The 26,909-nt window shown below is 52.8% G+C and carries 20 protein-coding genes and 1 riboswitch; of the genes, 9 read left to right on the forward strand and 11 right to left on the reverse strand.

The window, feature by feature from the left end:
- Positions 1-11: 11 nt before the first annotated feature.
- Positions 12-198: riboswitch (cobalamin riboswitch) on the reverse strand.
- A 115-nt stretch (positions 199-313) separates the two neighbouring features.
- Positions 314-1,414 carry a tRNA (uridine(54)-C5)-methyltransferase TrmA gene (gene trmA, locus HV302_RS24165; RefSeq protein WP_181626665.1) on the forward strand — a complete coding sequence of 367 codons (1,101 nt, stop codon included), beginning with the start codon at positions 314-316 and terminating at the stop codon, positions 1,412-1,414.
- 45 nt (positions 1,415-1,459) lie between these two features.
- Here trmA and HV302_RS24170 read toward each other — a convergent pair whose 3' ends face one another.
- Both HV302_RS24170 and fabR read right to left on the reverse strand, forming a co-directional pair.
- Complete coding sequence (locus HV302_RS24170; RefSeq protein ID WP_016155292.1) at positions 1,460-1,819, reverse strand: YijD family membrane protein; 360 nt, start codon at positions 1,817-1,819, stop codon at positions 1,460-1,462.
- A 15-nt stretch (positions 1,820-1,834) separates the two neighbouring features.
- Positions 1,835-2,470 carry an HTH-type transcriptional repressor FabR gene (gene fabR, locus HV302_RS24175; protein WP_003028862.1) on the reverse strand — a complete coding sequence of 212 codons (636 nt, stop codon included), beginning with the start codon at positions 2,468-2,470 and terminating at the stop codon, positions 1,835-1,837.
- 191 nt (positions 2,471-2,661) lie between these two features.
- Here fabR and sthA point away from each other — a divergent pair, with 191 nt between their 5' ends.
- Positions 2,662-4,062, forward strand: coding sequence for a Si-specific NAD(P)(+) transhydrogenase (gene sthA / locus HV302_RS24180; RefSeq protein ID WP_181626666.1), 1,401 nt, complete (start codon positions 2,662-2,664; stop codon positions 4,060-4,062).
- On the opposite strand, the gene oxyR is transcribed toward sthA, so the two are convergent.
- Complete coding sequence (gene oxyR, locus HV302_RS24185; protein ID WP_003028858.1) at positions 4,045-4,962, reverse strand: DNA-binding transcriptional regulator OxyR; 918 nt, start codon at positions 4,960-4,962, stop codon at positions 4,045-4,047. The two genes, sthA and oxyR, sit on opposite strands and share 18 nt — an antisense overlap.
- Positions 4,963-5,444: 482 nt before the next feature.
- Here oxyR and HV302_RS24190 point away from each other — a divergent pair, with 482 nt between their 5' ends.
- A complete protein-coding gene (locus HV302_RS24190; RefSeq protein WP_181626667.1) occupies positions 5,445-7,889 on the forward strand; it encodes a glycosyl hydrolase family 18 protein in 2,445 nt (814 codons plus the stop codon).
- Positions 7,890-7,944: 55 nt separating this feature from the next.
- Here HV302_RS24190 and argH read toward each other — a convergent pair whose 3' ends face one another.
- From argH to argC, 3 genes are all read right to left on the reverse strand, one after another.
- Positions 7,945-9,318 carry an argininosuccinate lyase gene (gene argH, locus HV302_RS24195; RefSeq protein WP_049269727.1) on the reverse strand — a complete coding sequence of 458 codons (1,374 nt, stop codon included), beginning with the start codon at positions 9,316-9,318 and terminating at the stop codon, positions 7,945-7,947.
- Positions 9,319-9,434: 116 nt separating this feature from the next.
- Positions 9,435-10,208 (reverse strand): acetylglutamate kinase, encoded by a 774-nt coding sequence (gene argB / locus HV302_RS24200; RefSeq protein WP_016155288.1) that lies wholly within the window; start codon positions 10,206-10,208, stop codon positions 9,435-9,437.
- Positions 10,209-10,218: 10 nt separating this feature from the next.
- Positions 10,219-11,223, reverse strand: a complete 1,005-nt coding sequence (gene argC, locus HV302_RS24205; protein ID WP_016155287.1) for an N-acetyl-gamma-glutamyl-phosphate reductase — start codon at positions 11,221-11,223, stop codon at positions 10,219-10,221.
- Positions 11,224-11,378: 155 nt separating this feature from the next.
- On the opposite strand from argC, the gene argE reads away from it, so the two are divergent.
- From argE to HV302_RS24225, 4 genes are all read left to right on the forward strand, one after another.
- Positions 11,379-12,530: an acetylornithine deacetylase gene (argE, locus tag HV302_RS24210; protein WP_016155286.1), complete on the forward strand. Its 1,152-nt coding sequence runs from the start codon at positions 11,379-11,381 to the stop codon at positions 12,528-12,530.
- A gap of 342 nt (positions 12,531-12,872) precedes the next feature.
- On the forward strand, positions 12,873-15,524 hold the full coding sequence (gene ppc / locus HV302_RS24215) for a phosphoenolpyruvate carboxylase (protein WP_181626668.1): 2,652 nt from the start codon (positions 12,873-12,875) through the stop codon (positions 15,522-15,524).
- Positions 15,525-15,733: 209 nt separating this feature from the next.
- Positions 15,734-17,467 (forward strand): phosphoethanolamine transferase CptA, encoded by a 1,734-nt coding sequence (locus HV302_RS24220; protein ID WP_047415556.1) that lies wholly within the window; start codon positions 15,734-15,736, stop codon positions 17,465-17,467.
- 86 nt (positions 17,468-17,553) lie between these two features.
- Positions 17,554-18,414 (forward strand): helix-turn-helix transcriptional regulator, encoded by an 861-nt coding sequence (locus HV302_RS24225; RefSeq protein ID WP_181626669.1) that lies wholly within the window; start codon positions 17,554-17,556, stop codon positions 18,412-18,414.
- Here HV302_RS24225 and HV302_RS24230 read toward each other — a convergent pair.
- The 5 genes from HV302_RS24230 to HV302_RS24250 form a co-directional block, all read right to left on the reverse strand.
- Complete coding sequence (locus tag HV302_RS24230) at positions 18,401-18,757, reverse strand: PTS fructose-like transporter subunit IIB (RefSeq protein ID WP_016155282.1); 357 nt, start codon at positions 18,755-18,757, stop codon at positions 18,401-18,403. The genes HV302_RS24225 and HV302_RS24230 overlap by 14 nt on opposite strands.
- Before the next feature lies 1 nt (position 18,758).
- A complete protein-coding gene (locus HV302_RS24235) occupies positions 18,759-19,637 on the reverse strand; it encodes a [formate-C-acetyltransferase]-activating enzyme (RefSeq protein WP_016155281.1) in 879 nt (292 codons plus the stop codon).
- A complete protein-coding gene (locus HV302_RS24240) occupies positions 19,603-21,900 on the reverse strand; it encodes a formate C-acetyltransferase (RefSeq protein ID WP_181626670.1) in 2,298 nt (765 codons plus the stop codon). Before HV302_RS24240 ends, HV302_RS24235 begins: the two co-directional genes overlap by 35 nt.
- A 103-nt stretch (positions 21,901-22,003) precedes the next feature.
- Positions 22,004-22,324, reverse strand: a complete 321-nt coding sequence (locus tag HV302_RS24245; RefSeq protein ID WP_016155279.1) for a PTS fructose-like transporter subunit IIB — start codon at positions 22,322-22,324, stop codon at positions 22,004-22,006.
- A gap of 14 nt (positions 22,325-22,338) precedes the next feature.
- Positions 22,339-23,418 carry a PTS fructose transporter subunit EIIC gene (locus tag HV302_RS24250; protein WP_003825153.1) on the reverse strand — a complete coding sequence of 360 codons (1,080 nt, stop codon included), beginning with the start codon at positions 23,416-23,418 and terminating at the stop codon, positions 22,339-22,341.
- Between the two features lie 308 nt (positions 23,419-23,726).
- Between HV302_RS24250 and ptsP the strand changes: the two genes are divergently transcribed.
- Together ptsP and fsa are read left to right on the forward strand one after the other, a co-directional pair.
- On the forward strand, positions 23,727-26,228 hold the full coding sequence (gene ptsP / locus HV302_RS24255; protein WP_181627492.1) for a phosphoenolpyruvate--protein phosphotransferase: 2,502 nt from the start codon (positions 23,727-23,729) through the stop codon (positions 26,226-26,228).
- Between the two features lie 15 nt (positions 26,229-26,243).
- A complete protein-coding gene (gene fsa, locus HV302_RS24260; protein WP_019077903.1) occupies positions 26,244-26,906 on the forward strand; it encodes a fructose-6-phosphate aldolase in 663 nt (220 codons plus the stop codon).
- The last annotated feature ends 3 nt before the right edge of the window (positions 26,907-26,909 follow it).

A 26,909-nucleotide genomic window follows, 5' to 3' on the forward strand; every position in this document is an offset into this window, starting at 1 on the left:
ATGATGAAAACCAGATGCGACGTTAGCCGGCAGGTCTTCGGGCTTGGAGGCAACTTAAAGAGATGATGACTTCCCACGGCAAGCCGCAGTGTCTGCACCAGGTGCGATCATCTCCTACCTTCCTTACCGCTGCGCGTCAGCTCCAGATTCACACTGGATTCCCTTTTAACTCACAGGACCGGAAAACGGATGCTACAGTTTGTTACAACCTGGTGTCCAGACCGTGCATCACAATATCGGAAATCATCAATGACTGGACATCTGTTGAGCAATCCCTACAATCCCCGCGTACTTTTATTTTTCAGGACGCATCATGACCCCCGAACACCTTCCGACAGAACAGTACGACGCCCAGTTAGCTGAAAAAGTAGTGCGTCTGCAGAGCTTAATGACGCCATTTTATGCACAGGCTCCGGAAGTGTTTCGCTCGCCGGTCAGCCACTACCGTATGCGCGCGGAATTTCGTCTGTGGCATGACGGGGATGATCTGTACCACATCATGTTTGACAGCCAGACCAAAAGCCGTATCCGCGTCGACAGTTTCCCGGCGGCCAGCGAGCTTATCAACACGCTGATGGCGGCAATGATCGACGGCGTTCGCAACAACCACGTCCTGCGCCACAAACTGTTCCAGATTGATTACCTCACTACCCTGAGCGATCAGGCGGTGGTATCGATGCTGTACCATAAAAAGCTGGATGATGAATGGCGTCAGGAAGCTGAAGCGCTGCGGGATGCGTTACGGGCGCAAAACCTGAACGTGCATCTGATTGGCCGGGCAACCAAAACCAAAATCGAGCTGGACCAGGATTACATTGACGAACGCTTGCCGGTTGCGGGTAAAGAGATTATCTACCGCCAGGTTGAGAACAGCTTCACCCAGCCGAATGCCGCCATGAATATTCAGATGCTGGAATGGGCGATTGATGTCACCAGGGGATCAAAAGGCGACCTGCTTGAGCTGTACTGCGGCAATGGCAATTTCTCGTTAGCCCTCGCACAAAACTTCAACCGCGTGCTGGCCACTGAAATCGCTAAACCGTCCGTGGCTGCTGCGCAATACAACATAGCGGCTAACCATATTGATAACGTACAAATTATCCGCATGGCGGCCGAAGAGTTTACTCAGGCGATGAACGGGGTTCGTGAGTTCAACCGTTTGCAGGGAATCGATCTGAAGAGTTACCAGTGTGAAACCATTTTCGTTGACCCACCGCGCAGCGGTCTGGACAGCGAAACAGAGAAAATGGTGCAGGCGTACCCGCGAATTCTGTACATCTCCTGTAACCCGGAGACATTGTGTAAGAACCTGGAAACGTTAAGCCAGACGCACAATGTTTCACGCCTGGCTCTGTTCGATCAGTTCCCGTATACGCACCATATGGAGTGCGGAGTATTACTGACCGCCAAGTAAATGATGTCCTGGCCAGGCGCGCTTCGCTTGCCTGGCCTACAAATATTACTCCACGATTTCCTGTCTACGGTTACGCACTTTAAAGCCGATCCAGAACACCAGAATCACCGACAGAACCGCCGGGAAGAAGTTAGAGCCAATATCCGGATATTCAGCGCGTACCACAGTGCTGTACAACAGAACGCCGAGAATAAAACAGGCGGCGGCCAGGCCCGGTAACCCCACAGGCATGGTGCGGTTTTGATAGCGTTGATGCAGACAATAAACCGTCAGCACCAGCGAAATAATTGGGAATACTGAGAATGGCACAATGGAGCTAAACAGCGCCGCAAATGTGCCATTGATCGATAAGCCAGCAACCAGCGCCAGCAGCAGCGTACCTTTATCTTGACCTGACTGTTTCATTGCTCGTCCTTCTCGTTACTCGGAGTGATGCGTCATCTTCTCTTGTTCACGGCGGTACCAATAAAATGCGCCCTTCGCGATCATGCGCAGTTGCAATACCAGCCGTTCTTCCAGTTGTCGACGCTGCTCGGCGCCAACATCCAGTGCTTCTGCCCCGGCGCTGAACACAATGGTGACCATGGCTTCGGCCTGCGCTTCAGTAAACGCACGAGGCATATGGTTTTCGAGTTCGAGATAGTCCGCAAGTTCCGCAATGAAGTGCTGAATTTCACGAGCGACCGCTGCGCGAAACGCTGCGGAGGTTCCCGAACGCTCGCGCAATAATAAACGGAAGGCGTTGGGATTGTTGCCGATGAACTCCATAAATGTTGAGACCGAGGTGCGGATCACACTCCCGCCCTTCGCGATACGCTGACGCGCCTGACGCATCAACTGACGCAGCATCAAACCACTCTCATCCACCATCGTCAGGCCGAGTTCATCCACATCGCGGAAATGGCGATAAAACGAGGTTGGCGCAATGCCCGCTTCACGAGCGACTTCGCGTAAACTGAGGCTGGCAAAACTACGCTCAGCGCTGAGTTGACTAAATGCGGCTTCTACCAGCGAACGCCGGGTTTTTTCTTTTTGTTGCGCTCTAACGCCCATCACGATGTCTGAATCCTTCCACATACCTTGCTGGCACTATACCAGAGATTAGGCGGTTGGCATGGCTTTGTGAATGATTGTTTACGCGCAGTTTGTGCTTCGGGTTCGCAAAAAAGCACAACGATAATTGGGTTATCCCGACAACGATGTTACTATTCTGTTGCTTTTATGTATAAGAACAGGTAAGCCTGACCATGTCACATTCCTACGATTACGATGCAATAGTAATAGGTTCCGGTCCCGGCGGCGAAGGCGCTGCAATGGGTCTGGTTAAGCAAGGAGCGCTCGTCGCGGTGATTGAGCGCTATCATAACGTCGGCGGAGGCTGTACCCACTGGGGGACCATCCCGTCGAAAGCCCTCCGCCACGCCGTCAGCCGTATTATTGAATTCAATCAGAACCCACTTTACAGCGACCACTCCCGACTCCTTCGTTCTTCTTTCGCCGATATTCTCAACCACGCTGATAACGTTATTAATCAGCAAACGCGTATGCGGCAAGGATTTTACGAGCGCAACCACTGTGAAATTTTGCAGGGAAATGCCCGTTTTGTTGATGAACACACACTCGCCCTTGAATGCCACGACGGCACGGTGGAAACGCTGACCGCGGATAAGTTCATCATCGCCTGTGGTTCACGCCCCTATCATCCGGTGGATGTCGACTTTTCCCATCCCCGGGTTTATGACAGCGACTCTATCCTGAGCCTGCACCATGAACCCCGCCATGTTTTGATTTATGGCGCGGGAGTAATTGGCTGCGAATATGCGTCGATCTTCCGTGGAATGGACGTCAAAGTCGATTTAATCAACACTCGCGATCGCCTGCTTGCGTTCCTCGATCAAGAGATGTCCGACTCGCTCTCTTACCACTTCTGGAACAGCGGAGTGGTCATTCGCCACAACGAAGAGTACGAGAAGATTGAAGGTTGCGATGACGGCGTCATCATGCATCTGAAATCCGGTAAGAAACTGAAAGCCGACTGCCTGTTGTACGCCAATGGCCGTACCGGTAATACCGATTCGCTGGCGCTGGAAAATATTGGGCTGAAAACCGACAGCCGCGGACAGTTGAAGGTCAACAGCATGTACCAGACGGCGCTGCCGCACGTGTATGCCGTAGGAGATGTGATCGGCTATCCGAGTCTGGCATCGGCGGCCTACGATCAGGGACGCATTGCCGCCCAGGCATTGGTAAAAGGCGAAGCTACCGCGCATCTGATCGAAGATATCCCGACCGGGATTTATACCATTCCGGAAATCAGCTCCGTCGGTAAAACCGAGCAGCAGCTCACGGCCATGAAAGTTCCATACGAGGTTGGCCGCGCCCAGTTTAAACATCTGGCACGTGCGCAAATCGTGGGTATGAGTGTCGGAACGCTGAAGATCCTGTTCCATCGCGAAACGAAAGAGATTCTGGGGATCCACTGCTTTGGGGAACGCGCGGCCGAAATTATTCACATCGGTCAGGCGATAATGGAGCAAAAAGGTGGTGGTAACACCATCGAATACTTCGTTAACACCACCTTTAACTACCCAACCATGGCGGAAGCCTATCGGGTAGCAGCGCTAAATGGCTTAAACCGCCTGTTTTAACGCACTGTCGAAATGGCCATCCATTGACCCACGGATGGCCTCTGCCAGCTGTTCATAACGGCTGCGCAGCGGCGAACCTGGACGATACACCAGGCCAATCGTACGGCGCGGTTCAGGCTTGATGCAGGGCAGATAGACAACGCCATCACGCTTACGCTCCGGCGGCACGGCCAGCGCGGGCAGTAAGGTAATACCGCTGCCTGCCGCCACCATGTTACGCAGCGTTTCCAGACTGGTCGCCCGGAAATGGGTATCCTCATCAGCACCCGCTTCAAAGCAGAAGCCCATCGCCTGATCGCGCAGGCAGTGGCCATCCTCTAGCATCAGCAGTTTCTCACCCGCCAGATCGGACATCGGCACACAGTCGCGGTTTGCCCATGGGTGATCTTCATAGATCGCCAGCAGCATAGGCTCATCAAATAACGGTACTTCGATGAACGCCTCACTCTCTTTCACCAGCGCCAGAATGACGCAGTCGAGCTTACCGCTATCCAGTTGCGCCAACAGCTGATGCGTCTGCGCCTCATGGAGATACATTTCCAGTTTTGGGAAGGTCTGGTGCAACATAGGAATAATATGCGGCAGCAGGTATGGCCCTACCGTTGGGATCAAACCAATATGCAGCGGTCCAGACATTGTCTCGCCTTGTTGGCTTGCCATCTCCTTGAGCACTTTGACCTCGCGCAGCACGGTGCGCGCCTGATCCACCAGCAGTAAACCTGCCTGAGTGAACAGCACTTTGCGACTCGTACGCTCCAGCAGCATGACGCCAAGCTCATCTTCCAGCTTGCGGATCTGTCCGCTCAGCGTTGGCTGACTAACGTGACAGGAGTCTGCCGCTCGTCGGAAGTGACGATGTTCGGCTAGCGCCACCAGGTATTCAAGATCACGAATATTCATTATTCATCCTCCATCGCCACGATAGTTCGTAGCGATAGGTAGAATAGCAACGAACGATTATCCCTATCAAGCTTTCTGTTTAATAATGCACCACAGAAACGGAACGGTACCCCTTTAACCCTTGAAGCTACTGTCCGTTTTGAGAGTTTCTCTCATACTCGAAATAACTAAAGCCAACGTGAACTTTTGCGGACCTTGAGTCCGCATTTTTTTTGCGCCCGGCGCGAATACATTCAAAAAAATATATACAAAATATAAATTACATATTCTCATCCGATTATTTAAATTAAAACCATATTAAATTAAAATAATCAAAAACATTTTGTATCATTTATATATTTGACGCCCTGTCAGGTTCATAAATAATAACCGCGCGATATTCAATATATGGCAAATCGCAAGAACACTCGTTTCTTCGCCACTCTAATTATTTAGAGTACATTCACCCATATTTTTCTAATATTTATCGAATGGAATCTTTTATGAAACTCAATACTATTTCGCGATATTTTCTCGCGGCAGGCCTGATGTCGTGCGCCGCAAACGCATTCGCTCTGGAAGCCTGGAGCGGTCAGGCAGGTGGAAACACCATTGAAGTTATTTTTGACAGTAAAGTTTATAGTAACCGCTGGTATGTAAATGCCGATAATTGCCCACAGGGCGCGTCCGCTGAAAACTGGGATAATCCGTGGGGTTATGTGCGCGATGCCACAAAAGCGGAAATAGACCAATACGGCAACCCAACGACCTGTGATGCGGGCAGCGCCACGCCGGTCGCCCACGACGCCTTCAGCGCCGAAAAAGATTATGCCGAAGATGATATTGTCGTTTATAAGGATGTGACATATGAAGCGGCAATCCCTGTTCCGGCTTATTCCTTTACCCCAGGTGCCGACAATCCGTGGAAACTCTATACGCCAGTCCCCGACTGGCGTTCCAGCCAGGTTTACAACAAAGGGGATGAGGTCAAAGTTGACGGCCAGTCTTATGAAGCACTGTACTATACCGTTGGCGAAAATCCTTCCATTGCAGGTAACCAGAACCCGACCGGCACCAATGGCCGCCCGTGGAAACCGTTAGGCCCAACGGTCGAATTCACCCAGGAACAATTTAGGAATGCCCCTCAGCTCAACTCCATTGCGCTTTACGAACCCGGCAAACTGGTGTACTACAAGGGAATGCCTTTTGTCGCTCAGACGAAAGTCAAAGGCGTTATGCCGTATGATAAAAACCCATGGGCAATTTATACCAACTGGACTGGCACCAAAGAGCGCGTAGGGACGCCGAAGAATCCGTGGCCTGCCCACGTTTATGCACCATACGTTGACTTTAGCCTGAACAGCATTCCGGATCTGGCGAAACTGGCGAAAGAGCAAAACATTACCCACTTCACCATGGCGTTTGTCGTCGCGAAAAGTGGCGAGCAGTGCATCCCAACCTGGGGTACGGCCTATAATCTGCAGGATTACTCACAGTACAGTAAAATAAAAGCGCTGCGTGAAGCCGGTGGCGATGTGATGGTTTCCATTGGCGGAGCGAATAACTCCCCGCTGGCGGCTGCCTGTAAGAATGTGAAAGATCTGCAAAAACTCTACTACGACATTGTTGATAACCTGAACCTGAACGTGCTGGATTTTGACATCGAAGGCACATGGGTGGCCGATCAGGATTCCATCGATCGCCGCAACCAGGCAGTAAAAGAGGTTCAGGCTCAGTGGAAAGAGGAAGGTCGCAAAGTCGGTATCTGGTACACCCTGCCAATTCTGCCGACCGGTCTGACGGCTGAAGGTCTGTATGTGCTGGAAAATGCGCGCCATGTCGGCGTTGAGCTGGCTGGTATTAACGTAATGACCATGGACTACGGTAATGCCGTCTGTCAGTCAGACGGTACCGAAGGGCAGAACATCCACGGTAAATGCGCCACATCCGCTATCGACAACATGTTCACCCAGTTGAAGAAAATCTGGCCAGAGAAATCTGACAAAGAGATCAACGCCATGATGGGCACCACCCCGATGATCGGTTACAACGATGTACAGGGCGAAGTGTTCTATCTGTCCGATGCGAAACTGGTGATGGACGACGCGAAAAAACGCAACCTCGGCATGATTGGCGCGTGGTCGATGACGCGCGATCAGCCGGGCGTGGCGAAGCAGGTCAGCCCGGAGCACAGCGGCATGACCGCACAGCAGGCACCGATGTACGCATACAGCCAGGTATTTGCGCCGTTTACTCATGATAATTCCGCAGATGAAGCGTCTACCGATCTTGCCGGTGATGTGAAAGCGGTTTATGTCGATGTTTTTGATGGGCAGCAGCGCATCAATGTAAATTTCGATACCAGCAAGCTGAGCGGCAGTAACAGTTACTCGGTAGATGTGGATGGTAAATATGCCTTCTCTACCTCCGGCAACAGTGTCTACTACAGCTACCGTTCTAACTACGGCACGCAAAGCACGGTACGGACCGGTGGCATGTCCTACATGTTAGCGCCAGGAAAAGTGATCACCGTTAAACGTACCAATCCGAATCCTGAAATCCTGGCACAGCTCACTGTGACGAGGGATATGCAGGAAGGTAACAATCCGGTCAAGGATGCCGGTGAAGTGAAATCGTTGACGGTTAAAAAAATCAACGGCGTACCGAATGTGGTTGTTGATTTTGACGCCAAAGCGCTGGGCTGGAAAGCAGCGAACGGTTCTGCGTGGGTCGTGAAAGTGATGGGCGACGCGAAAAACGGTAACTACATCTTCAGTTGTGACAACGGTAAATGCTATTACAGCTCTGTCAAAGCAGCAGGAGATATCACCACGGTAACGTCTGATGAAAGAGACATCTCCGAAGGTGAAACCATTGTCGTTGAACGTGTTACACCGAATCCGGCAACCGTCGCCAAACTGGTTGTTACGAAAGATATGCTGAAATAATCCTTTTCGCATAAAGTCAGAACCCCGTCAGCTCACAGCGACGGGGTTCTTTTTTTTACACCAGCCGCGCCTTCGCGTAGTCGATCGCCTGCGCCACCTGCTGTGGCGACACGCCGCCTTTCGCCGCACGTTTATCCAGGCACGATTGCAACGAGAGGATCGGATAAACGTCATCGCCAATCACCTGACTGAACTTTTGTAAGTCGGCAAGCGACAGCGCTTCCAGCGGTTTGCCCTGACGAATCGCCTCGACCACCGTCTCACCCACAATATGGTGTGCTTCGCGGAACGGGACGCCTTTTGCTACCAGATAATCCGCCAACTCGGTGGCGTTAGCATAACCCTGCTGCGCCGCTTCCTGACAACGCGGACGTTTCACCTGAATGCCATCCAGTACCAGCGCAGCCATATGCAGACAGTCCAGCCAGGTGTCGAGCGCATCGAACAGCCCTTCTTTGTCTTCCTGCATATCTTTGTTGTACGCCAACGGGAGACCTTTTAAGGTCATCATCATGCCGGTCAGCGCACCCTGCACGCGACCGCATTTGCCACGGATCAGCTCCAGCGCATCCGGGTTTTTCTTCTGCGGCATCAGAGATGAACCCGAAGTTACACGATCGGACAGCTCGACAAAGCCCGCTTCGCCGGTATTAAAGAAAATCAGGTCTTCAGCAAAACGCGACAGGTGCACCATGCCGATAGAAGCGTTGGAGAGTAACTCCAACACGTGGTCACGGTCAGAAACACTGTCCAGACTGTTACGCGTCGCCGAGGCAAAGCCCAGCCAACCGGCCAGCTGCTCGCGATCGATTTCATATGCCGTACCCGCCAGCGCGCCGCAGCCCAGTGGACTGACGTCCAGGCGCTTGAGCGAATCCTGCAGACGGCTCTCGTCACGCGCCAACATTTCGACATAGGCCAGACACCAATGAGCAAACGTCACCGGCTGCGCACGTTGCAGGTGGGTGTAACCCGGCATAACGGCGTCCTGGTTATTCTCTGCCGTCACCACCAGCGCACTTTGCAGCTGACGGTTGGCCGACAGTAATTCAATAACCGTGTCTTTACACCACAGTTTAAGATCGGTCGCGACCTGGTCATTACGGCTACGTCCGGTATGCAGTTTTTTACCAAGCTGGCCGACTTTATCAATCAGCTTACCTTCCACCCAGCTATGAATATCTTCGGCATCGCTTTGCAGGATCTGCTGCGGATTAACGCGAACCTCTTCCAACAGAGTGTTCAGCGCCTCTTCCAATTGCAGCTGTTCATCGACAGTCAGTACGCCGACCGTTACCAGCGCTTTAGACCAGGCCACAGAGCCGACAATATCCTGTTCTGCCAGGCGGTAGTCAAAACGCAACGAGTCGTTGAACTGTTTGAACCGCTGATCTGCTGCCTGTGTAAAACGCCCACCCCAAAGTGCCATAACTTGCTTCCTTAATATCTTGAATTTCAACGCCGGATGGCGCTTAGCTTATCCGGCGTACAGGTTCGGTTCACGTAGGCCCGATAAGGCGTAACCGCCATCGGGTACAAAATAGTTTACGCTAAAATCCGCGTGCCAATTGGCATGCCGTTAAACAGCGCCGGCAGTTGCTCGGCATGACGCCAGGAGGCAATATCCACAGGACGGCCCAGCGTGCGCGCGGCATCCAGCGCCGCATTGACCTTCACGATCATGCCGTCAGTAATAATACCTTGTTCAATCAGTTGTTCCGCTTTCGCGGCGGTCATTTCGGCAATACGCTGGCCTTTACCATCCAGAATACCGCTTACGTCAGAGAGCAGGATCAGATCCGCACCCAGCGTTGCCGCCAGCGCCGTTGCCGCCTGATCGGCATTAACGTTCATCAGCAGTCCGTCTTCAGTAACGCCAATGGAGCTAACTACCGGCAGAAAACCGCCTTCCAGCAGTGTGTTAATCAGCTTAGGCGAACCCGGCTGCGCCAGTCCAACATGACCCAGCGCTTTATCGAGCGGCGTCACTTTTACGCTATCGCCATCACCAAGATACAGACCCACGGATGCGATGTGATGCTTTTTCGCCCAGGCCAGTAAGGTTTTATTCGCTGTTCCCGCCAGGGCGCCGGTAATAATGTCAATTTGATCGGCTGGCGTGACGCGCAGACCATTTTTCTTTTTCACCGGCAGGTTCAGCTGCTTCATCAGATCGTCAACCACGCAGCCACCACCGTGCACAATGACCAGCGGTCGCTGATGTGACTCACGATAATTCACCAGTGCGGTAAACAGACGCTCCAGCGCCTCTTCGCTATCCAGTAAAACGCCGCCCAGCTTGATAATTAATGGATTCATCGTTGCACCCTTAAATAAGAGACTGCGTTTCAGCAAAGCCAAAACGAATATTTGCGCACTGCATCGCCTGTGCCGCCGCGCCTTTCAATAAGTTGTCTTCAGTTGCCACCACGATCAGGTGCTCACCCTGTACGGCAAACCCGATATCACAGAACGGTAAGCCAACCACGTTCTTCAGCGCCGGAACGCCTTTGTCATACAGACGCACCAGTGGCTTATCGCCATACGCCTGTTGCAACGTTTGAGCCACCTGCGCATGGGTTACGCCCGCTTGCAAACGGCAGGTGATGGTTTCCAGAATTCCGCGCGGGAAGTTGCCCAGATGCGGGGTGAAGATCACCTCCGCACCGAGGTGAGTAGCGATTTCCGGCTGATGGCGATGGGTAAACACGCCATACGGCTGCAGGCTCACCTCACAAAAGCTGTTGGAAATAGCCGCCTTACGTCCCGCGCCGCTCACGCCGCTGGTGGCGTTAATTACCGGCCACTGGCTGAGATCCAGCAGCCCGGCATCAATCAGTGGTTTCAGCGACAGCTGCGCCGCAGTCGGGTAGCAACCCGGCACGGCAATCAGATTCGCGTCTTTCAGTTGGTCTGCGCTCCACTCCGCCAGTCCATAAACCGCCTGCTCCAGCAGGTCGGGATGCTGATGGGTAAAGCCGTAATATTTTTCATAGAACGCGCCGTCGTTTACGCGAAACGCGCCCGAGAGGTCAAACACCACGCATCCGGCCTGCAAAAACTGCGGGGCCAGGTCATGGCTCACCTCATGTGCCGTTGCGAGGAACACAACGTCCACCCCTGCGCTAAACTCGCTGATATCTGACATTGGCTGTAACGGTAAATCGACAATGCCTTTCAACTGCGGATGCAAATCGGAGATTAATTTTCCTGCATCATTGCTTTGCGCTGAGACGGTCAAAGCGGTTATGGTCATATCAGGATGGCGATTTACATAGGTCACAAGCTCTGCGCCGGCATAGCCACTGGCGCCCACAATCAGCGTATTCAACATCGGGGCTGCTCACCTTCTTAGATTCTGTTGCCAGATATAAGCCTTTATCACCTCACCTTACACTTGGTGGGTTTTATTACGCTCAACGTTAATGTATTTTTATTCACAAATACTGCATGAATATTGATACTATCATGACCCGAGGTGTGTCAACAATGAAAAACAATTTACCGCCATTTATCGAGATATACCGCGCTCTGATTGCCATGCCGTCGATTAGCGCCACCGAAGAAGCGCTCGACCAAAGTAATGCAGGTTTAATCACTCTGCTGGCGGGCTGGTTCAAAGATTTGGGCTTTAATGTGGAGGTCCAGCCGGTTCCCGACACGCGCAATAAATTCAATATGCTGGCAAGCATTGGACAGGGAGCCGGTGGTTTGTTGTTGGCGGGCCATACCGATACCGTCCCCTTTGACGACGGACGCTGGACGCGCGATCCGTTCACCCTGACCGAGCATGACAATAAGCTCTACGGTTTGGGTACGGCAGATATGAAAGGCTTCTTCGCCTTTATCCTCGACGCGCTGCGTGACGTCGACGTCACGCAACTGAAAAAGCCCCTGTACATTCTGGCCACTGCCGATGAAGAGACCAGCATGGCGGGAGCGCGTTATTTCTCTGAAACCACCGCTTTACGCCCGGACTGCGCGATCATTGGCGAACCCACTTCTTTGCAACCTGTCCGCGCGCACAAAGGTCATATCTCTAATGCGATTCGCATTTTGGGACAATCGGGTCACTCGAGCGATCCGGCTCGTGGCGTGAATGCCATTGAACTGATGCATGATGCCATCGGTCATATCATGAATCTGCGCGATGACCTGAAAGAGCGCTATCACCATGATGCTTTTACCGTCCCGTATCCGACGTTAAATTTGGGTCACATCCACGGCGGCGACGCTGCTAACCGAATCTGCGCCTGCTGCGAGCTGCATATGGATATTCGCCCACTGCCCGGCATGACGCTTAACGATCTCAATGGCTTACTTAACGATGCGCTGGCCCCGGTCAGCGAGCGCTGGCCGGGTCGCCTGACGGTGTCGGAGCTGCATCCGCCAATTCCAGGCTATGAGTGCCCACCGGATCATCAACTGGTACAAGTGGTTGAGAAACTGCTGGGCGCACAGACAGAAGTGGTGAATTACTGCACCGAAGCGCCGTTTATCCAGACGCTTTGCCCGACGCTGGTGTTGGGGCCTGGCTCCATTAATCAGGCGCATCAGCCGGATGAGTATCTGGAAACTCGTTTTATTAAGCCAACCCGCGAATTGATCACCCAGGTTGTGCATCATTTCTGCTGGCATTAACCGCTTATTGCCTCGCTAACCCTTTAGTGGTAAGCGAGGTAATTTATTAACATTTCCATAAGCAAAGCTTATTTGATTCGATGTGAATTAAATAACGTAAATTCCCGTCATTTTTCGTTTGCTGAACCGATTTCGCAGCAATTGACGTCACGACTTTTACGTGGCTTTATAAAAGACGGCTAACATACAAAGTCCGAGAGATTTCGTGTCACAGCAAGGCGGCAAGCGAGCTCATACAAGGAGCTTACATAAGTAAGTGACCAGATGGGCAAGCGCAGCCAACGCCGATGTCGTGCGAAAGATACAGGACGCATAAATTAAAGATGGGGTGTCTGGGTTAATATGAACGAACAATATTCCGCGTTGCGTAGTAATGTCAGTATGCTCGGCAAAGTGCTGGGGGAGACCATCAAGGATGCGCTGGGAGAGAACATTCTTGACCGCGTAGAAACAATCCGTAAGTTGTCCAAATCATCCCGCGCCGGCAATGAAGTCAATCGCCAGGAGCTGCTCACTACGCTGCAAAACCTGTCTAACGACGAGCTGCTGCCGGTTGCCCGCGCGTTTAGCCAGTTTCTGAACCTGGCCAACACCGCCGAGCAGTACCACAGCATTTCGCCAAAAGGCGAAGCAGCCAGCAACCCGGAAGTGATTGCTCGCACTCTGCGTAAACTGAAAGAGCAGCCCAACCTCGATGAAGCCACCATCAAAAAAGCCGTCGAATCTCTCTCCCTGGAGCTGGTTCTCACCGCCCACCCGACCGAGATCACCCGCCGTACGCTGATCCATAAAATGGGTGAAGTGAACGCCTGTCTCAAGCAACTTGATAACAAAGACCTCGTCGATTACGAGCGCCATCAGCTGATGCGCCGTCTGCGCCAGTTGATTGCCCAGTCCTGGCATACGGATGAAATCCGCAAGCTGCGCCCAAGCCCGGTTGATGAAGCCAAATGGGGCTTCGCGGTGGTTGAAAATAGCCTGTGGGAAGGCGTACCAAATTATCTGCGCGAGCTGAACGAACAACTGGAAGAGCATCTGGGCTATAAGCTGCCCGTTGATTTTGTCCCGGTTCGCTTTACCTCCTGGATGGGCGGCGACCGCGATGGCAACCCGAACGTAACGGCGAATATCACCCGTCACGTGCTGCTACTCAGCCGCTGGAAAGCGACCGATCTGTTCCTGAAAGACATTCAGTTTCTGATTTCTGAGCTGTCGATGGTGGATGCCACACCGGAACTGTTGGCACTGGTGGGCGAAGAAGGCGCAGCAGAACCTTACCGTTATCTGATGAAAACCCTGCGTTCACGTCTGATGGCAACCCAGGCCTGGCTGGAAGCCCGTCTGAAAGGCGAGAAATTGCCGAAACCTGCGGGACTTCTCACCCAAAATGAACAGCTCTGGGACCCGCTATATGCGTGCTATCAGTCTCTGCAGGCCTGTGGCATGGGCATTATCGCCAATGGCGAATTGCTCGACACCCTACGCCGCGTGAAATGTTTCGGCGTACCGCTGGTACGTATTGATATTCGTCAGGAAAGCACCCGTCACACTGAAGCCCTTGGCGAACTGACCCGTTATCTGGGCATTGGCGACTACGAAAACTGGTCGGAAGCGGATAAACAGGCTTTCCTGATCCGCGAGCTGAACTCCAAGCGTCCGCTGCTCCCACGTAACTGGGAGCCGAGCAACGACACCCGCGAAGTGCTCGACACCTGCCGGGTCATTGCCGAAGCCCCGTATGGCTCCATTGCCGCCTATGTTATCTCAATGGCCAAAACACCATCGGATGTACTGGCCGTACATCTGCTACTGAAAGAAGCCGGTATCGGTTTTGCTATGCCGGTTGCCCCGCTGTTTGAAACGCTGGACGACCTCAACAACGCCGATGACGTCATGTCTCAGCTCCTGAACATTGACTGGTACCGTGGCTTTATTCAGGGCAAACAGATGGTCATGATTGGCTACTCTGACTCCGCAAAAGATGCAGGCGTGATGGCGGCCTCCTGGGCGCAATATCAGGCGCAGGACGCGTTGATCAAAACCTGCGAAAAAGCCGGTATCGAACTGACGCTGTTCCACGGTCGCGGTGGCTCCATTGGTCGCGGTGGCGCGCCTGCGCATGCGGCGCTGCTCTCTCAACCACCCGGCAGCCTGAAAGGCGGTCTGCGCGTGACAGAACAAGGGGAGATGATCCGCTTTAAGTACGGCCTGCCGGAAGTGACCATCAGCAGCCTGTCGCTGTATACCGCAGCAATTCTGGAAGCCAACCTGTTACCGCCGCCAGAGCCGGAAGATAACTGGCGTCACATTATGGATGAGCTTTCCGATATTTCCTGTGAGCTCTATCGTGGATATGTACGTGAAAACAAAGACTTCGTCCCCTACTTCCGCTCCGCAACGCCAGAGCAGGAACTGGGTAAATTACCGCTCGGCTCACGTCCGGCAAAACGTCGCCCAACCGGCGGGGTAGAGTCTCTGCGCGCAATTCCGTGGATTTTTGCCTGGACGCAGAACCGCCTGATGCTCCCGGCGTGGCTGGGTGCAGGCACCGCACTGCAAAAAGTGGTTGAAGACGGTAAGCAAAGCGAACTCGAAGCAATGTGCCGCGACTGGCCATTCTTCTCCACACGTCTTGGCATGCTGGAAATGGTTTTCGCCAAAGCAGATCTGTGGCTGGCAGAATACTACGATCAGCGCCTGGTCAAAAAAGAGCTGTGGCCGCTGGGTGAAGAGCTGCGTCAGCGCCTGGAAGCCGATATCGATGTCGTGCTGGCGATTGCCAACGACTCACATTTGATGGCCGACCTGCCGTGGATTGCCGAGTCCATTCAGTTAAGAAATATTTATACTGACCCGCTGAATGTCTTACAGGCTGAGCTGTTACACCGCTCACGCCTGGCGGAAGAGCAAGGCAATGCACCGGATCCGCGCGTTGAACAAGCGCTGATGGTGACAATCGCTGGTGTCGCAGCCGGCATGCGTAATACAGGCTAACGTCCCCCCTCGTCGCCTTCGTGCTATTGTACGAAGGCGACAACAAAAACTGCTGTCATAACCGCTTCTTTTTCAATATATTCCCGCCTGAATATATTCACACTGTGAATATATCAACAGCAAAACACGATCCTAAGATCGTGATGCTTAAGTTCCTCTTAATATTAAGTCGCTACTCTTGGCGCTACGATTAAAGACAGGCTCACATTATGCAATCCTTACAACTCCAGTCTAAACCTAAATTTAGCTGGAAAGCCCTGGGTTGGGCGCTCCTCTATTTTTGGTTTTTTTCCACTTTACTCCAGGTCGTTATTTGTTTAACCGGATATAGCGGAACTAATGGATTACGCGACTCCTTGCTATTCAGTTCGCTGTGGTTAATCCCGGTATTTTTATTTCCAAACCGTATCCGTATTATTGCTGCCGTCATTGGCATGGTGCTATGGGCGGCCTCGCTGGCTGCTCTGAGCTATTACGTCATCTACGGACAAGAGTTCTCGCAAAGCGTTCTGTACGTGATGTTTGAAACCAATGCGAACGAAGCCAGCGAATATCTCAGCCAGTATTTCAGCCTAAAAATTGTTCTTATCGCCCTGGCCTATACGGCTATCGCTATTCTGCTGTGGACGCGTCTGCGCCCTGTTCATATTCCATCGCCCTGGCGCTATCTGGTGTCGTTTGCATTGTTATACGGTTTGATTCTGCATCCGATAGCCGTTAACACTTTCATCAAACACAAGCCGTTTGAAAAAACGGTAAATGGTCTCGCCTCACGTATGGAGCCCGCCGCACCGTGGCAATTCATCTCCGGGTATTATCAGTACCGTCAGCAGTTGACCTCACTCAATAGCCTGCTGAATGAGAACAATGCCCTGCCGCCACTGGCTAACTTCAAAGATAACTCCGGCGATGCTCCACGTACGCTGGTGCTGGTCATTGGCGAGTCAACGCAGCGTGGTCGCATGAGCCTGTATGGTTACCCGCGCGAAACGACGCCAGAACTGGATGCATTGCATAAATCCGATCCTAACTTCACCGTATTCAATAATGTCGTGACCTCACGTCCGTACACCATTGAAATCCTGCAACAGGCGCTGACCTTCGCCAACGAGAAGAATCCGGACCTGTACCTGACTCAACCGTCTCTGATGAATATGATGAAACAGGCAGGTTATAAAACCTTCTGGATCACCAATCAGCAGACGATGACGGCTCGCAACACCATGCTGACCGTGTTCTCTAAGCAGACGGATAAGCAGTTCTATATGAATCAGCAGCGTACGCAAAGTGCGCGCGAATATGACAGCAACGTGCTGGCGCCATTTAAAGAAGTATTGGCCGACCCGGCACCGAAAAAGTTCATCATCGTGCACCTGCTGGGTACGCATATTAAGTACAAATTCCGCTATCCGGATGGTCAGGGTAAATTCGATAACAATGTCGACAACGTTCCCCCCGGCCTGGATGATGATGAGCTGGAAGCATACAACGATTACGACAGCGCGAATGTCTACAATGACCATATCATTGCCAGTCTGATCAAAGACTATAAAGCGACAGATCCGAACGGCTTCCTGCTCTACTTCTCCGATCACGGGGAGGAGGTATACGATACGCCACCGCATAAAACCCAGGGTCGTAATGAAGACAACCCGACGCGCCATATGTATACGGTACCGTTCCTGCTGTGGACCTCTGAAAAATGGCAGGCTGCACACCCGCGTGACTTCTCACAGGATGTGAATCGTAAATACAGCAGTTCAGAGCTTATCCACACCTGGTCTGATTTAGCGGGATTCACCTACGACGGTTTCGATCCGACCCGATCCATTACCAGCCCGCAGTTCAAAGAGACGACCCGCTGGATTGGCAATCCGTACAAAAAGAATGCCCTGATTGATTACGATAGCCTGCCGTACGGCGATCAAATCGGTAATCAGTAATACTCGTATCGGCCACTCTTAAAGAGTGGCCTTTTTTTATGATGGCGGTTACTGTTTCCCCTGTCTGCTGCCTGCAAGGGATTAACATGTATCACGACGTCAGCCATCTTCTCTCCCGCCTGATTAACGGCCCCACGCCGCTGCGACAGGTTTATTTTGCCAGCACCAGTAGCTCAACGCCGGAGCTGGCGTATCAGGTCGATTTTCCCCGGTTGGAAATTGTGCTGGAAGGTGAGTTCACCGATAACGGAGTTACTGGCGCATCCGCGACGTTACTGCCTTACGATGTGCTATTCGTTCCGGCTGGCAGCTGGAACTTTCCGCAGTGGCTCACACCGGTCACCACGCTCAGCATTCTGTTCGGCAAACAGCAACTGGGTTTCAGCATCGTCCAGTGGGACGGCAAGCAGTATCAAAATCTTACCCGCCAGCACGTCGCGCGGCGTGGGCCACGAATTGGCTCTTTCCTGCTGCAAACGCTCAATGAAATGCAGATGCAACCGCAGGAGCAACAAACCGCAAGGCTAATCGTTGCGAGCTTACTGAGCCACTGCCGCGATCTGCTGGGCAGCCAGATCCAGACCGCATCACGCAGTCAGGCGCTTTTCGAAGCCATTCGCGACTATATTGATGAACGCTACGCTTCGCCGCTCACCCGAGAATCCGTCGCGCAAGCGTTTTACATCTCACCCAATTACCTCTCCCACCTGTTTCAAAAAACGGGCGCTATCGGGTTTAACGAATACCTGAATCACACGCGACTGGAACACGCGAAAACGCTACTGAAGGGTTATGAGCTGAAGATCAAAGAAGTGGCGCACACCTGTGGGTTTGTTGACAGCAACTATTTCTGCCGCCTGTTTCGCAAAAATACCGAACGTTCGCCGTCAGAATATCGTCGGCAATACCACAGCCAACTGACGGAGATAAAAGCTAATCCAAAGTAAGATGTGTGTGCTGTGGTGCAGAAAGCAGCTTTCGCACGGCGCTCATCACCCGCTGCGGCTCACGCAGAAATGCGCTAATGCCCGACTGGACGTATCGGCTCTGCGTAAATCGCTCTGCTCCTGCCAGTTCAATATCGGTAATGAGCAACACCGCATCAGCACGGTTAATATCCTCTTCCGTCAGGCGATTTTCGGTACCCAACGCGCCCTGAGTTTCAATCTTGATGCTCCATTTCTCCTGCTGGCAGAGTTTCTCCAGCCGTTCAGCGGCCATATAAGTATGGGCCACGCCGCTTACGCACGCGGTGACAGCAACCAGATATCGTACAGGTGCGATGGCCATACTATCCTCCTACTGTTACCTGAAATCCGGCGCATTCTGCCATCTTACGTATAAAACCTATCTCTTGCGCCGACGGGACGGGCACTTCTTTCATCGACCAGGGTAATCCGAGCAGGTTGTATTTCGGTTCGCCATATTGATGAAACGGTAGCAGGTGCACCTGCTTTATGCCCAATGATGACAACAGCGTCAACGCCTGCTGCGTGTTCTCTACATTCATCGTAAAGCCCGGAATCAGCGGCAGGCGAGGTATGACATTAATTCCTTCAGCGACCATTAGTCGTAAATTCGCCAGCACGCGCGGCAGGTTCATATTAATGGTCTCACGCGCCAAATGGACATCCATAATTTTGAGGTCAAACAGCACCTCATCGCACTCTCTTGCCAGCGATAACAAACGACTGGCTGGCGCATCGCCAGCCGTTTCAATCGCGCAGCGAACATCCCAGCGCCGCAGACGTTGCAGGAATCGTACGGCAAAGGGCGCTTGCATCAGCACTTCACCACCCGAAAGCGTCACTCCCCCGCCAGAGGTGCGAAAGAAAATATCATCTTTCATCACTTCACGTTCCAGCTCATCCAGTGAGATATCACGACCAATACGTTCAAACGCACCGGAGGGACACTCATCAGCATCACGTAGACAGGGTGTACAGTGCAGGCATTTACTCTCCCGCCGTACTGTTTCAATACGTGGGGAGAGAGATTCAGGGTTGGCGCACCACGGGCAAGTATGCGGACAACCTTTAAAAAAGACTACCGTACGAATACCTTGTCCATCATTCAGTGAGTAACGCTGAATATTAAATATACGCGCGACGTCCTCGCCACGTGGGTCAATAACCTCACAGCTGATGCGCGGTGCGGCGAATGATGTCATCCTGGATCTCCTTCGACAGCTCGACAAAGAAGGCGCTGTAACCCGCCACGCGCACCACCAGCCCGGCGAAATCTTGTGGGCGCTGCTGCGCTTCTCGCAATGTGTCGGCATTCACCACGTTAAACTGGATGTGCTGGAGCTTGAGCTGGGTAAATGCCCGCAGAAAATCCGCCAGCTTGCGTAAACCAGCCTCACCTTCCAGTGTGGCTGGCGTAAACTTCACGTTCAGCAAAGTCCCATTGGAAAGCAATGTGTTATCCAGCTTGCTGACCGATTTCAATACCGCCGTCGGCCCTTGCATATCCTGCCCCAGCATCGGCGACAGCCCTCCGTCCGCCAACTGTTCCCCGGCGAAGCGACCATCTGGTGTCGCTCCGACGACCGAACCCAGCGGCACGTGCGCAGAGACAGTATATGAACCCGGTGTAAATTGCCCGCCGCGTGGATTCTGGTATTTCTCTACCTCTTTGCAGTAATGACGCAGCAGTTCGGCGCTGATGTTATCTACATCATCAATATCGTTGCCGTATTTTTCGAAGCGGTTAATCAGCCTGGCGCGAATTTTCTCGCCTTCCGGGGTAGCAAAGTTGTCTTTTAGCACCGACAAAAGTTCGTCAAAAGTTAAGCGCTGTTGTTCAAATACCAGTCCATTGAGCGCATGCAGCGAATCGCTCAGGTTCGCAATGCCGATTCCCTGTACGCCGGAGAAGTTATAACGCGCGCCGCCGTCGGTAATATCACACCCTTTATCCAGACAATCGCTAATAAACGAGGAGAGCAGCGGCACCGGCGCCCAGTCGCGATGACCGATATCGCAGATATTACTGCCTTCGACCATCAACGTAATGTAGTGGCTGATTTTGGCACGAATATGCTTCAACAGGTCTTCGTACGTCAGCGCGCGATTGCCTTCGTTCTCATGCAGGCAGATTTCCATTACTTTCAGCAGATTAAACATGGCGATGTCGTGCAAACCGTATGTTCTGCCTGGAATAGACAGCTCGACACAGCCGACTACCGCGTAATCTCGCGCATCTTCCAGCGAGACGCCACGGTTAAGAAATGCGGGCACCACCACTTCATCATTAAAGATTTGCGGGATGCCGGTCCCGAGGCGAATGGTCTGTGCCGTTTTCATCAGGAACGGCGTATCGATCAACGCGTTCGTGCGCACACCGAGATTTGGTTGCGGCAGTTGTACGCTCTGATAAGCATCAAGGCAGAGAAACGACAGTACATTTACCGCACTACGACCATTCTCCGTCAATCCCCCAAGCAGTGCGGTGTAACCCGTTGGGAAGCCAGCGAAATAGCGCGCGCTGCTGGTGGATCGCAGCAGTACAATGTCATTGCATTTCACCCATAGCGATTCGAGGATTTCTTTTAAGAGTGCAGGATCTTCCCCCTGCGTCAGCGAGGTTTGATAAAACGGCAGCATATACTGGTCGAAGCGTCCGAGTGAGAGCGAACTGGCGTTGGACTCATATTGCAAAATAATGTTCATGTACCAGAACAGCTGACATGCTTGCCAGAAGGTTTGCGGCTTATGCTGGGCGTTATGCCGGGAGTTTTCCGCAATCGTCAGCAATTCCTGACGTCGCTGCGCATCCGGGCAGTTTTCCGCCATTTGTTCTGCCAGCAGGGCGTAACGCAGAATGTGGCTTTGCGAAGCCTCAAGCAGCAACAGAGCAGCCTGATAAAAGTGGTTATCCGGCAGCTGCAGACAATGCGCCCGCATCTGCGCTACCAGTTCGCCAAGCCCGAGATTCAACAGGCGCGGATAATCAATAATGATATGCCCCTGACCTTTATCCGTCTGGTTAACGCTAAAAATCTGCGTACGGACAGCGGCTTTTACCTCATCGGTCATCTGACCGTTGATGAAATCTTTCATCGACCGCTTTTCCCAGTACGGATACAGCACATCGCGATAGAGATGTTTATCCTCTTCGCTGATGTCAAAACGGTCCTGCGGACGGGTTGGAAACTGCTCCAGCTCGTTGAGCAGCCAGTAAGGATCCATTTCCGGCGACATTATGCCCGCCCGCGGTTTAACGGTACGGTTCCCGGCTATCAGTTCCTCATCACGAATCGATATTTCAACGTGCTCAAGAATATATGCGGTGGCTTTCGCCCGCCGCAGAATAACCGGCTCTCCCTCCGTCTGCTGGTGGCTGGCGGTATATAGCAGCGCACGCTCAAGCGAAATTTCGCGGTTATTCTGAAACAGAGCGTTTTTTAAACGTTGGATACGGTTAGTCATGAGGAACTCCTGTAGAAAAACTGATGCCAGATGGCGCTGTGCTTATCTGGCCTACGTATCAGTAGGCCGGATAAGTCGAAACCACCCTCCGGCAAACAAACCGTTATGCGGTTTGCGCAAGGTGTGCGCCAATCTTGTTCATGATGGCGTCGGCACGTTTCACTGCATCGCTGATGTTGACACGAACGATAGTTTTGCCCGCAAAACGCTCTTCAAACTTAATACCAATGTCTTTGGTCAGAATCACCATGTCGGCTTCTGCCACATCCGCCGCGGTCAGTTCGTTTTCCAGACCGATCGACCCCTGAGTCTCAACCTTTACTTCCCACCCCTTGGCTTTAGCGGCGCTTTCCAGCGCTTCGGCGGCCATATAGGTGTGGGCAACGCCAGAAGGACATGCAGTTACTGCGATAATCTTGGTCATGACTCATTCCTCGCTTAATTCATTTCAAAATCTAAATCCAGGTCGTCTTCTTTCTGGTCGACCTGAGACACTTTTTTCCGCGCCAGACTTTTCAGTACATTAACGCACACTGCGGTCACTACAGCCCCCACGGCAACCGCCGCGATATAACCCAATTTTCCTTCCACGACCGGCAGAACAATCAGCCCGCCCCAGCCGGCATAACACTGCGCACCAAACAGCGCGGCGGTTACCGTACCGCAGGCCGAACCCACCATAATGGATGGGATAACGCGCAGCGGATCGGCGGCAGCAAAAGGAATTGCGCCTTCCGTTACGCCAACGCAGCCCATCACCAGCGCGGCTTTACCGGCTTCACGTTCTTCAGAAGAGAAATTCTTACGACCAATCAGCGTCGCCAAACCTAAGCCCAGCGGCGGCACGCAGATCCCTACCGCGGCGATTGCCACCACGGTATAAACACCCTGAGCCACGCAAATCAGCATGAAGGCGTAGGCAACTTTGTTAATCGGCCCACCCATATCGAAGGCCAACATCAGTCCCATAATTACCGCCAGCAGCACGATGCTGCCCTGCTGCATACCCTGCAGCCACTCGGTCAGGCTAGTGGTTAACGCGCCAACGGGTTCTCCCAGGCCCCACATCATGATGCCTGCGGTGATAAAGGTGCCGACAATAGGAATAACGAAGATAGGCATTACCGATCGCAATACCTTATGTACGGGGATCTTCTTCAGATAATGGACGACGATACCGCCAATAATCCCGGCAATTAGCGCGCCGAAAAAACCTGCGCCGAAGCTGTTTCCCACCCATGCGCCAATCGCACAAGGGGCGAGAGCAGAACGTTCAGCAATGGAATAACCAATGTAAGCGGCAAGGAATGGCACCATCAACGTCAGCCCTGCGACGCCAATATCAAACAGTTTCTTGAGATTAGGATCGGTCGCTGCATCCGGTACCGCGCCCTTGCCATACAACATGACGGAGACCGCCAGCAAAATTCCACCCGCGACTACGAAGGGGATCATATGCGAAACACCCGTCATCAGGTGCTGACGGGTGTTTTTCAGGATTTGTACCAACTCTTTCATAAGTCGCTCCCAGGCTGCCTAAAGCCCATATCCATAAACTTGTTGCGGAAAACAATAGGCAATCCGACGCGGCGCAAACAGTGGATAAAAAGGCCATTTGCTGGACTTTTGTAATGTCAGCGCAAAAATGCGATCCGCCTCATAACTTGTAGTTTCTCGGAATTTATAGAGGACAAACTGACTTGTGAGGGATATCTCACTTTGATGGTTACATTACATTTATCCAGTTTTTGGCAGATTTGTCAGATGGCAGGCTCAGGCGTTGCCCTTTTATCCTGTAGCGAGAAATCGTTATGGGAGATGAGGCTATGGCCCTGATTGTGGAATTTACCTGTGAGCTGCCCAATGGCGTACATGCGCGCCCGGCAAGTCACATAGAAACGCAGTGCAACACCTTTACTTCGCACATTGAGTGGCACAACCTGCGTACCGAACGTAGGGGTAACGCCAAGAGCGCATTGGCGCTGATTGGCACCGATACTCTGGCAGGTGATAGCTGCCAGTTGCTGATTTCCGGTGCTGATGAACAGGCAGCCCACCAGCATTTAACCCAATGGTTACGTAATGAATTTCCACACTGCGATGCACCGCTAGCGGAAGCCAAAAGCAACGAGCTGGAGCCACTTCCTGCATCCCTCACTAATCTAAACCCACAGTTTTTTCGCGCTCGCACCGTCTGCAGCGGCAGTGCGGGAGGCATTCTGAGTCTGCTCTCTTCGCTGGATCTCAACGCCCTTAACAATCTCCCATCCGCTAAAGATATTGAAACCGAGCAGGTGGCGCTGGATAACGGCTTAACGCTGCTGATGAAGAATATTGCGTTTCGGTTACTCGACAGCGACGGCGCAACCAGTGCGATTCTGGAAGCACACCGCTCGCTGGCAAGCGACCTCTCACTGCGTCAGCACCTGCTCGCTGGAGTATCTCGCGGGTTAAGCTGCGCCCAGGCGATTGTCGAAAGTGCCGGACATTTTTGTGATGAATTCGCCCGCTCCAGCAGCAGTTATTTACAGGAACGTGCGCTGGATGTGCGCGATGTCTGCTTCCAGCTTCTGCAGCAAATTTATGGAGAGCAGCGTTTCCCTGCGCCGGGAAAACTAACCCAGCCTACGGTCTGTATGGCGGACGAGCTCACACCGAGCCAGTTCCTCGAACTGGACAAAACATTGCTGAAAGGCTTGCTGTTAAAAAGCGGCGGTACCACTTCACACACGGTGATTCTCGCCCGGTCATTCAACATTCCTACGCTGGTTGGCGTGGATATTGAATCCTTAATGCCATGGCTGCAGCAAACGGTTTATATCGATGGTAACGCAGGAGCGGTCATTGTTGCCCCTGATGAATCCGTCGTACGTTACTACCAGCAGGAAGCCCGTATCCAGGATGCCATTCGAGAACAACAACGTATCTGGCTGACCCAGGAGGCGCGCACGGGTGATGGCATCCGCATGGAAGTCGCCGCCAACATCGCCCATTCCGTGGAAGCGCAAGCAGCCTTTGGCAACGGTGCGGAAGCGGTTGGCCTGTTCCGCACGGAAATGCTGTATATGGACCGTACCTGCGCCCCGGATGAGAACGAGCTATACAACATTTTCTGCCAGGCGCTGGAGCCCGCGCAGGGACGCAGCATCATTGTGCGCACCATGGATATCGGCGGTGATAAACCCGTTGATTACCTGAATATTCCTGCCGAAGCCAACCCGTTCCTCGGTTATCGCGCGGTGCGTATCTATGAAGAATACGCCGCTTTGTTTACCACACAACTGCGATCGATCCTGCGCGCATCAGCGCACGGTAGCCTGAAAATCATGATCCCAATGATCTCCTCTATGGAAGAGATCCTGTGGGTCAAAGAGAAGCTGGCCGAAGCTAAACAGCAACTGCGTACTGAACACATCCCGTTTGATGAGAAGATCCCGCTCGGTATCATGCTGGAGGTTCCGTCGGTGATGTTCATCATCGATCAATGCTGCGAAGAAATTGATTTCTTTAGTATTGGCAGTAATGACCTGACGCAATACCTGCTGGCGGTCGACCGCGACAACGCCAAAGTTACCCGCCATTACAACAGCCTGAATCCAGCCTTCTTGCGCGCACTGGATTACGCCGTACAGGCGGTACATCGGCAGGGGAAATGGATTGGCCTGTGCGGCGAACTTGGCGCTAAAGGTTCAGTGCTACCGCTGCTTGTGGGACTGGGTCTGGACGAGATCAGCATGAGCGCTCCCTCCATTCCCGCCGCCAAAGCGCGGATGGCGCAACTTGACAGCCGCGCCTGCCGTCAGTTGCTGAATCAAGCAATGGCGTGTCGAACGTCGCTGGAGGTCGAACATCTGCTGGCCCAGTTCCGCATGACCCAACAGGATACCCCTCTGGTTACCGCCGAGTGCATCACGCTGGATAGCGACTGGCGTAGTAAAGAGGAGGTCATCAAAGGGATGACCGACAACCTCCTGCTGGCAGGTCGTTGCCGCTATCCGCGTAAACTGGAAGCCGATCTGTGGGCGCGCGAAGCGGTCTTCTCTACCGGATTAGGTTTTAGCTTCGCGATTCCGCACAGCAAATCAGAACATATTGAGCAGTCCACTATCAGCGTAGCGCGCCTGCAAGCGCCGGTACGTTGGGATGATGATGATGCGCAATTCATTATTATGCTGACGCTCAACAAACACGCCGCGGGCGACCAGCATATGCGTATTTTCTCGCGTCTGGCACGGCGCATTATGCATGAAGAATTCCGTAACGCGCTGGTTAACGCCGTCTCTGCCGACGCTATCGCCAGCCTGCTGCAACATGAACTTGAACTTTAAAGAGGGTGTTTTTGTATGGAACTTTACCTTGATACCGCCAACGTCGCGGAAGTCGAACGTCTGGCACGCATCTTCCCAATCGCGGGTGTCACCACCAACCCAAGCATTGTGGCAGCAAACAAAGAATCCATCTGGGATGTGCTGCCGCGCCTGCAAAACGCCATTGGCGAAGAGGGCATTCTGTTTGCCCAAACCATGAGCCGCGACGCACAAGGCATGGTGGAGGAAGCCAAACGTCTGAGCAACGCGGTCCCCGGTCTGGTGGTAAAAATCCCGGTGACATCCGAAGGTCTGGCCGCGATCAAGATGCTGAAAAAAGAGGGTATCACCACGCTGGGAACCGCCGTGTACAGTGCCTCTCAGGGGCTGCTGGCAGCGCTGGCGGGGGCGAAATATATCGCACCTTACGTTAACCGTATTGACGCGCAGGGCGGCGACGGAATTCGCACGGTACAAGAACTGCAAACGTTACTGGAACTGCATGCGCCAAACAGCATGGTACTGGCAGCCAGCTTTAAAACCCCTCGTCAGGCGCTGGATTGCTTACTGGCTGGATGCGAAGCAATCACCCTGCCATTAGACGTAGCGCAACAAATGCTCAATACCCCTGCGGTAGAGTCAGCAATAGAGAAGTTTGAACATGACTGGAACAATACATTTGGTCACATCAACCTGTGAGGG

It is taken from the genome of Citrobacter sp. RHBSTW-00859 (genome assembly GCF_013729795.1).
Lineage (GTDB): Bacteria > Pseudomonadota > Gammaproteobacteria > Enterobacterales > Enterobacteriaceae > Citrobacter > Citrobacter braakii.

Excerpts from the sequence above, each read along its gene's own strand:
- argC (WP_016155287.1), bottom strand. The coding sequence starts at position 11,223 with ATGTTGAATACGCTGATTGTGGGCGCCAGTGGCTATGCCGGCGCAGAG.
- HV302_RS24220 (WP_047415556.1), top strand. The coding sequence starts at position 15,734 with ATGCAATCCTTACAACTCCAGTCTAAACCTAAATTTAGCTGGAAAGCC.
- HV302_RS24225 (WP_181626669.1), top strand. The coding sequence starts at position 17,554 with ATGTATCACGACGTCAGCCATCTTCTCTCCCGCCTGATTAACGGCCCC.
- HV302_RS24190 (WP_181626667.1), top strand. The coding sequence starts at position 5,445 with ATGAAACTCAATACTATTTCGCGATATTTTCTCGCGGCAGGCCTGATG.
- sthA (WP_181626666.1), top strand. The coding sequence starts at position 2,662 with ATGTCACATTCCTACGATTACGATGCAATAGTAATAGGTTCCGGTCCC.
- trmA (WP_181626665.1), top strand. The coding sequence starts at position 314 with ATGACCCCCGAACACCTTCCGACAGAACAGTACGACGCCCAGTTAGCT.
- HV302_RS24230 (WP_016155282.1), bottom strand. The coding sequence starts at position 18,757 with ATGGCCATCGCACCTGTACGATATCTGGTTGCTGTCACCGCGTGCGTA.
- oxyR (WP_003028858.1), bottom strand. The coding sequence starts at position 4,962 with ATGAATATTCGTGATCTTGAATACCTGGTGGCGCTAGCCGAACATCGT.
- HV302_RS24240 (WP_181626670.1), bottom strand. The coding sequence starts at position 21,900 with ATGACTAACCGTATCCAACGTTTAAAAAACGCTCTGTTTCAGAATAAC.
- HV302_RS24250 (WP_003825153.1), bottom strand. The coding sequence starts at position 23,418 with ATGAAAGAGTTGGTACAAATCCTGAAAAACACCCGTCAGCACCTGATG.
- ppc (WP_181626668.1), top strand. The coding sequence starts at position 12,873 with ATGAACGAACAATATTCCGCGTTGCGTAGTAATGTCAGTATGCTCGGC.
- HV302_RS24245 (WP_016155279.1), bottom strand. The coding sequence starts at position 22,324 with ATGACCAAGATTATCGCAGTAACTGCATGTCCTTCTGGCGTTGCCCAC.
- ptsP (WP_181627492.1), top strand. The coding sequence starts at position 23,727 with ATGGCCCTGATTGTGGAATTTACCTGTGAGCTGCCCAATGGCGTACAT.
- argH (WP_049269727.1), bottom strand. The coding sequence starts at position 9,318 with ATGGCACTTTGGGGTGGGCGTTTTACACAGGCAGCAGATCAGCGGTTC.
- argE (WP_016155286.1), top strand. The coding sequence starts at position 11,379 with ATGAAAAACAATTTACCGCCATTTATCGAGATATACCGCGCTCTGATT.
- HV302_RS24170 (WP_016155292.1), bottom strand. The coding sequence starts at position 1,819 with ATGAAACAGTCAGGTCAAGATAAAGGTACGCTGCTGCTGGCGCTGGTT.
- HV302_RS24235 (WP_016155281.1), bottom strand. The coding sequence starts at position 19,637 with ATGACATCATTCGCCGCACCGCGCATCAGCTGTGAGGTTATTGACCCA.
- argB (WP_016155288.1), bottom strand. The coding sequence starts at position 10,208 with ATGAATCCATTAATTATCAAGCTGGGCGGCGTTTTACTGGATAGCGAA.
- fsa (WP_019077903.1), top strand. The coding sequence starts at position 26,244 with ATGGAACTTTACCTTGATACCGCCAACGTCGCGGAAGTCGAACGTCTG.